Here is a 7,339-nt window from a genome sequence, read left to right as displayed (position 1 = left end):
TCCCCCTACGGGTACTCCTCCTCCGAGGAGGAGGAGAATTGAGATAGTTCTGCCTATTCATTCTCACCGCTAAATTATCATTTATGTACCAACTTATTTTTAAAGCGTTACTATGCGGTTATTCCGGAAATTATTAATAATATTGTAACCTGTTACCGTAAGCACAAGGCATACCTTTGAAGCCTAAATCAATAATCACATGATTGCAAACGATAAAATAAGCGAGTTGTTACAATCCCTGACGGAAGGTTCCTTTCCGGCATTCGAGAAGTTATACAACCTGTATAGCGGTAAGCTCTACAACTTTATGATGCGTCTCTCTTCCGGCAATCAGTATATGGCGGAAGAGGTGGTGCAGCAAACATTTATCCGCATATGGGAGGTGCGGGAGAAGATAGACCCGGCTGAAAACTTCATCTCCTACCTTTGCACCATAGCCCGTAACCTGTCAATGAATATGTACCAGCATCAGACGGTGGAATACATTTATACCGAATACCTGCTGAAAAGCAATCCCGACCGGGACCATCAGACAGAAGAAAGCACCGACCTGCGCTTTCTGAACGACTACATCGACTCACTGGCCGAAGAACTCCCCCCCGCACGCAAGAAAATCTTTCTGCTCAGCAAACGTCAAGGCTATACCAATAAAGAAATAGCCGAGAAGATGGGTATTTCGGAAAGCACTGTTGCCACGCAACTGTCACTTGCCGTAAAGTTCATGCGCGAACAATTCATTAAGCATTACGATAAGCTGATTCTCATCCTATGGGCCTTTTTTGTTAACGAAATGCAATAATAACGGCACAATTGGACAAGAGAATGGAAGTAACTGTATACACATATAGAAATAAGTAAGAGAAGATGGAAAAAGAATATTATAAGAACTTAGCCGAAAAATACTTCGCAGGAGACATCACAGAAGCGGAAATCAGCGAACTGGCAGGATGGATACGCAACAATGCCCAACTGGCAGGATGGTGGGAGAAGGAGTTTGAGAAGTCCGCCGCCGACATCAGTCCCGCCTTGCGCGATAAGATGTTTGCCCGGATTAAGACGGAAGTTCTTAAAGAGGCTTCCGGAACTTCCGAAGTATCCGGGCTTTCCGGCAAAGACGCGGCTGCCACACACACACCGCAGCAGCCCGCTATGAAGCGCACTCCGGGCAAAGCATTGGTTCCCGCCTGGGCAAGGTGGGCGGCTATGATTTGCATTCCCATCTGCATCGCCTTCTTCACTTACAATATCCTAAGTATCTCTAATGCCGATAAAACCCGCTCACCCTTCATTGTGAAAGCCGACAAGGGCGACAAAGCCACTGTAGTTCTGCCCGACGGTACAGACGTCATCCTGAATTCCGCCTCCCAACTCAGCTATCTGAGCGACTTCGGAACAAACGAACGCCGCGTACAATTGGAAGGAGAAGGTTACTTCAAAGTGGCACACGACACTCACCGCACCTTCATTGTGCAGGTGGGCGAACTGGAAGTTAAAGTAATGGGTACGGTGTTCAACGTCTGCGCCTACAGCAACGACCAAAATGTGACCGTCGTTCTGCTGGAAGGAAAAGTAGGTATCCACACGCCATCCACTTCTACCACCCTAAGCCCCGGAGAGAAGATAAACTATAACAAGTCCACCCGCAAACTGAGTACCGAGAAAGTTTATCCCGACGATTACGTAAGCTGGACGAAGGGCAACCTCTACTTCCAGAACGAATCTCTGGAAAACATCATGAAAACCCTTTCACGAGTGTATGACGTCACAATACGCATCGACTCACGCAAGATTTCAGAAGAACGTTTCACCGGTACCATCCCCGGTGGAGGTATACAGAATGCTTTGAACATCATCATGCTGACCTCTCCATTCCGCTACGAAGTGGAAGATTCAGTCATTATATTAAAGGAGAAATAGCCGTTGGTTTGTTAATGTGAGTTAAAAGAGAGAAGCCGCTTGGACGGCGGCATAAGGAAGCCTGTATACCTATCAAACCAACTTAATTTATTTGATATGAAAAACAGGAAACCAAAGAATCTAAGAACTATGCGGGTGCTTTGCCTCACCATGTTCTTGAGTGTATCACTCAGTCTTTTCTCGCAGATCACCGTCACTGTGGAAAACACGCCGTTGCGTGCCGCACTGAAAAAGATTGAGCAGGCAAGCGACTACAAGTTCTTCTACAATGAGAAACTGGCAGGACTCGACCAGCCCGTTTCCTTCAACGTAAGCAATGCCACCATCGAACAGACTTTGCAGAAAGTGCTGGCGGGAAAGGAGCTTACTTACAGAATGGAGAAAGACAAGGTAGTAGTACTGTTGCAGAAGGAGGCTGTCAATCAGAAGGCGAAGACGATTACCGGAACGATTATCGATGAAAAGGGAGAAACGGTGATCGGAGCAAGTATTACCGTGAAAGGAACTACTTTGGGTACCATCACCAATGTAGACGGCGAGTATACACTAGCCAATGTTCCGGAAGACGCCAAAATCACCATTTCCTTCATAGGTTATAAGACTTTGGAGTTCAAAGCAAGTGACAAAGCTTTATCTAAAGTGACTTTAAAAGAAGACAGTGAGATGTTGGATGAAGTCGTAGTCGTAGGATACGGCTCTCAAAAGAAAGCAAATCTAACAGGTGCAGTCGCCACGATTTCTGCCGAAGACATCAACAACCGACCTGTAACTTCCGCCGCCGGAGCCTTGCAAGGCGCAGACCCTTCCGTGAATCTTACCTTCAACTCCGGTTCCTTGGACTCCGGTTATAGTGTAGATATTCGAGGTGTCGCCTCCATTAATGGTGGTAATCCTTTGGTCCTTGCAGATGGAATGGAAGTAAACTTAAGCCAAATAAACCCAAATGACATCGAGTCTGTTTCAGTGTTGAAAGATGCATCCGCAGCAGCTATCTATGGGGCCAAAGCTTCCTCAGGCGTCATCCTCATCACTACAAAGAACGGAAAGAACACGAACGGAAAAGCAACCATTTCATACAATGGCCGTTTGGGATGGCAACAAAACACCACTTCTACAGATTTTATATCAACAGGCTACGATCACGTAAATATCGTAAATAATTTCTACGAATCCTATCAAGGCAAGTTAATGGCAAACTATACCGAAGATGACTTGCAAATGCTCTACGATCGCAGGAACGACAAGACGGAAGATCCCAGTCGCCCTTGGACTGTGACAGGCGATGACGGCAAGTATTATTATTATGCCAACTTCGACTGGTACAACTACTTCTACAGAAAAACCCGTCCCGAGCAAGAGCATAATGTCTCCTTCACGGGAGGCAATGAAAAAATGAATTATTTCATAAGCGGCCGATACTTATCGCAGGATGGCATCTTCAACATCTATGATGATAACTATAAGAACTACTCTTTCCGCGCCAAACTCAACGTCAACCTGACATCACGCCTACGCTACTCTGCAAACGTAAACTATAACTCAACAAGTTACAAATATGCAGGTTATTATGATGAACAACAAACTATTCACAGCCTGCAATCCAACATTTTATCGTCATTCATGCCGCACAACCCCGACGGTTCTGTAGTGCAATACGTCAACCAATTGACGGCAAATTCTCCGTTAGGTGCCGGTCATGGGGGCTTTCTCACTGCCAACGAAGCACGCAACTCACGGGATAATAAATACTGGATACTCTCCAACCAGCTTGATTTTAAAGTAACCGAGGACCTCATTTTAACCGCCTCTTACGCATACAAGAACCGCAATCGGTTGAATAAAAGGCGGAGTATGCCATTCGATTACTCCCGCCAAGAAGGAGTATTCTCAACGTTCACCTCAAATACAATTACCGATTTTTACCAAGAGATACACCATGATATCGACGACCATAATGTGAATGCCTATGCCACTTATGAACATACTTGGAAAAACAAACATAACTTCAAAGCTGTAGCCGGCACTCAATTTGAAGATTATCGCACTACCGAACTATCTGTAAAGAAAGATGATTTATTGAGTAAAGACCTTAGCTCCATGAGTATCGCAACAGGAGAGTCCACCGTTACGCAGACTATTTCCGCATTCCGTACTTTAGGTTTCTTCAGTCGTGTCAATTATGATTTTGAAGGTAAATATCTTGCAGAAATCAGTGGCCGTTGGGATGGCACTTCCCGTTTTGCCTCCAAAGACCGTTGGGGATTCTTCCCTTCGGCATCCATAGGATGGCGCATGAGTCAGGAGAGTTTCTGGGAACCGTTGCACTCCTTTTGGAACAACAGCAAATTCCGCTTCTCCGTGGGTAGTTTAGGCAACCAACAAGTCAACAACTATGCCTATATAGACAAAATTTCAACAGATAACCTGATGCAATATACGTTCGACGGGACGAAACGAGCCAATTATGCCAGCATATCAGATCCCATATCCTCTTCGTTAACCTGGGAAACTGTGACAACCTATAACTGGGGGCTGGACTTCGGCTTCTTCAACAACCGCCTGAATGTAACCGCTGATGTATTTATGCGCGACACCAAAGATATGTTGACCACTTCCCTGACCCTGCCCTCTGTATATGGAGCAAAAACCCCGAAAGAGAATTGTGCCGACTTGCGTACAAAAGGCTGGGAATTATATATGGCATGGAATGACCAGTTCAATTTGGCCGGTAAACCCTTCAAGTATAATGTTTCGGCCACTATCGGTGATTATACTTCCAAGATAACCAGATACAATAATCCGGACAAGCTGATATCTGACTACTATGAAGGGATGACTTTAGGCGAAATCTGGGGATACAAAGTAGACGGCTTATTTGCGACAGATGAAGAAGCCGCCGCCTATCAGGCTGAATATAATGATAAAGCCGTCAATGGACGTGTATATAGCTCAAAAAAAGACAACTATTTAAGAGCCGGAGATGTACGGTTCAGAGACTTGGATGATGACAAGGTTATATCAGAAGGTTCCGGTACAGTTTCCGATCCAGGTGACAAAAGAATCATTGGTAACAGTTTGCCCCGTTATTCATATACATTCCGTTTGGGAGCCAATTGGTTAGGCTTCGATGTTTCGGCTTTCTTCCAGGGAGTTGGCAAACAAGACTGGTATCCTACCACCTATGCCTATAACTTCTGGGGACCTTACTCCTTTCCCTCACTGTCTTTCATCCACAAAGACTTCCTACAAAATTGCTGGAGTGAAGAAAATCCCGGCGCATACTTCCCACGGCAGAGAGGATATGCCTCTTATAGTGGCGGTGCACTGGGAGTAACTAACGACCGTTACCTGCAAGATGTCTCCTATCTTCGCCTCAAAAACCTGACAATAGGTTACACCATACCTATCAATAAGAAGATACTTAATTCGGTACGCATATATGCCACCGGTGAAAACCTGTTCTACTGGTCGGCCCTGAAGAAACATAATAAGACGGTAGACCCGGAACTGACTAATACCCCTTCCACCTACAACGCAGGTTCAGGAGTGGGATACGGTTATTCCAAATCTTTCTCCGTAGGTATAGACGTTACATTTTAATCTTAAATAGAATTGAAAATGAAAACAATAAATAAACTATGCATTGCCCTCTTGGCAATAATGAATTTAACAGCTTGTGACGGTTTACTCAACATGACTCCGGAAGACACCCTAAGTCCGGGAACATTCTTCTCTTCTGCAACCGAACTGCAATTGTGGACAGACGGATTTTACACCCAATTGGAGAACGCAGACGATGTGGTAGCTACCAATGCAGACGACAACATTGACAGCGAACTGGGTGCCGTGCTGCAGGGCCAACGTTCGGCAGCAGATGAAAACGGCTGGAACTGGGATAAACTACGCACTATCAATTACTATCTGCAAAACTCTTACAGGTGTAAGGACCTGGCTGCCAGAAATGAGTATGACGGCGTTGCATACTTCATGCGAGCCTATTTCTATTACGTAAAGGTGCGCCGCTACGGAGATGTACCTTGGTATAATCAGGTTTTGACATCAGTAGATCAGGAATTATTATTCAAGCCGCGTGATGACCGGGGATTGGTGATGGACTCAGTGATGAATGATTTGGATAAAGCCATCCGCCTGTTACCTGCCAAGAAAAGCACTGCAAGAGTAACTAAATGGACAGCATTGGCTCTGAAAACCAGAGTGGCACTGTACGAAGGCACCTACCGCAAATATCGTGGTATGAATGATGCCGACAAATATTTAAAGCAAGTAGCAGAAGCTGGCGAGACTTTTATAAAAGAGAGCGGATATAAACTGTATACAACAGGGGAAACGCCTTATCGTTCCCTGTTCAACAGCATAGATGCATGCACGGACGAAGTGATATTGGCACGTCTTTACAGCCAGACAGCGAACGTAATGCACGGGGTACCCTTTGCTATTAAGAACGGACGGCAGGGATTTACCAGACGCTTCATGAACCATTACCTGATGGCAGATGGAACACGCTATTCGGACAAGGCAGGCTGGCAAACAGATGACTTTGTAACGGAAACCACAAACCGTGACCCCCGTATGCAACAAACCGTTCTGTGTCCGGGATATATTCAAACCGGTGCTTCCAAAGTTACAGCTAATGATCTGACTGCATTAACCGGTTACCAGCCCATCAAGTTTGTAGGAGAATCCAAATACGACGGTGCCAACAAAGCATTCACAGACTGGCCTTTATTCCGTGCAGCCGAAGTCTACCTGAATTATGCAGAAGCAAAAGCGGAATTGGGTACACTCACTCAAAACGATTTAGATATCTCCATCAATAAACTGCGTGCCCGTGCCAAAATGCCCGACTTGAATATGTATGAAGCAAACTCAGACATCGACCCTCTGATGGCAGAATATTATCCCAACGTAACCCAAAGCGCAAACACAGGCGTCATCCTTGAAATACGCCGGGAACGCACCATAGAGTTGGCAATGGAAGGTTTCCGCCTATGGGATATCTTCCGTTGGAAAGAAGGACAGCAACTGACGAAACCTTTCTATGGTTGCTACTTCCCTTCCGAAGGTGAATACGATATGGATGCGAACGGAACCAATGACCTCTTGCTTTATTCTACAGATAAAGGTAACTTTAAAGGTACTGCAAAAAAACTGGGCAAAGATGTCATATTATCCAATGAAACTTCCGGCTACATCTATGCACTGGATAAGATAAAAATAACCAGGGATGAAACCAGAGACTACTTATGGCCGATACCGGCAAGTGAACGCGTCGTAACCGGAGGTGTACTGACACAGAATCCGGGATGGACAGATAGTACGAACTTTGATTAAGATTTCACGATGAATAGGTATATTATTTATATATTACTTCTTTTTGCTGCCCCGTCCTACGGGCAGCAAA

At 45.3% G+C, this 7,339-nt stretch carries 4 protein-coding genes; all 4 read left to right on the top strand.

Annotated elements, in window-relative coordinates:
* The first annotated feature begins 199 nt into the window (after positions 1 to 199).
* The 4 genes from BN161_RS03355 (at position 200) to BN161_RS03340 (ending at position 7,269) form a co-directional block, all read left to right on the top strand.
* A complete protein-coding gene (locus BN161_RS03355; RefSeq protein ID WP_044263120.1) occupies positions 200 to 799 on the top strand; it encodes an RNA polymerase sigma-70 factor in 600 nt (199 codons plus the stop codon).
* A 65-nt stretch (positions 800 to 864) separates the two neighbouring features.
* Positions 865 to 1,917 carry a FecR family protein gene (locus BN161_RS03350; protein ID WP_044263117.1) on the top strand — a complete coding sequence of 351 codons (1,053 nt, stop codon included), beginning with the start codon at positions 865 to 867 and terminating at the stop codon, positions 1,915 to 1,917.
* 96 nt (positions 1,918 to 2,013) lie between these two features.
* Complete coding sequence (locus BN161_RS03345) at positions 2,014 to 5,517, top strand: TonB-dependent receptor (protein ID WP_044263114.1); 3,504 nt, start codon at positions 2,014 to 2,016, stop codon at positions 5,515 to 5,517.
* A gap of 18 nt (positions 5,518 to 5,535) precedes the next feature.
* A complete protein-coding gene (locus BN161_RS03340; protein WP_044263112.1) occupies positions 5,536 to 7,269 on the top strand; it encodes a RagB/SusD family nutrient uptake outer membrane protein in 1,734 nt (577 codons plus the stop codon).
* Positions 7,270 to 7,339: the final 70 nt, after the last annotated feature.

The organism is Bacteroides timonensis (assembly GCF_000513195.1).
Lineage (GTDB): Bacteria > Bacteroidota > Bacteroidia > Bacteroidales > Bacteroidaceae > Bacteroides > Bacteroides timonensis.
This window is presented reverse-complemented; position numbering and strand designations above follow the sequence as displayed.

Excerpts from the sequence above, each read along its gene's own strand:
- BN161_RS03355 (WP_044263120.1), top strand. The coding sequence starts at position 200 with ATGATTGCAAACGATAAAATAAGCGAGTTGTTACAATCCCTGACGGAA.
- BN161_RS03350 (WP_044263117.1), top strand. The coding sequence starts at position 865 with ATGGAAAAAGAATATTATAAGAACTTAGCCGAAAAATACTTCGCAGGA.
- BN161_RS03345 (WP_044263114.1), top strand. The coding sequence starts at position 2,014 with ATGAAAAACAGGAAACCAAAGAATCTAAGAACTATGCGGGTGCTTTGC.
- BN161_RS03340 (WP_044263112.1), top strand. The coding sequence starts at position 5,536 with ATGAAAACAATAAATAAACTATGCATTGCCCTCTTGGCAATAATGAAT.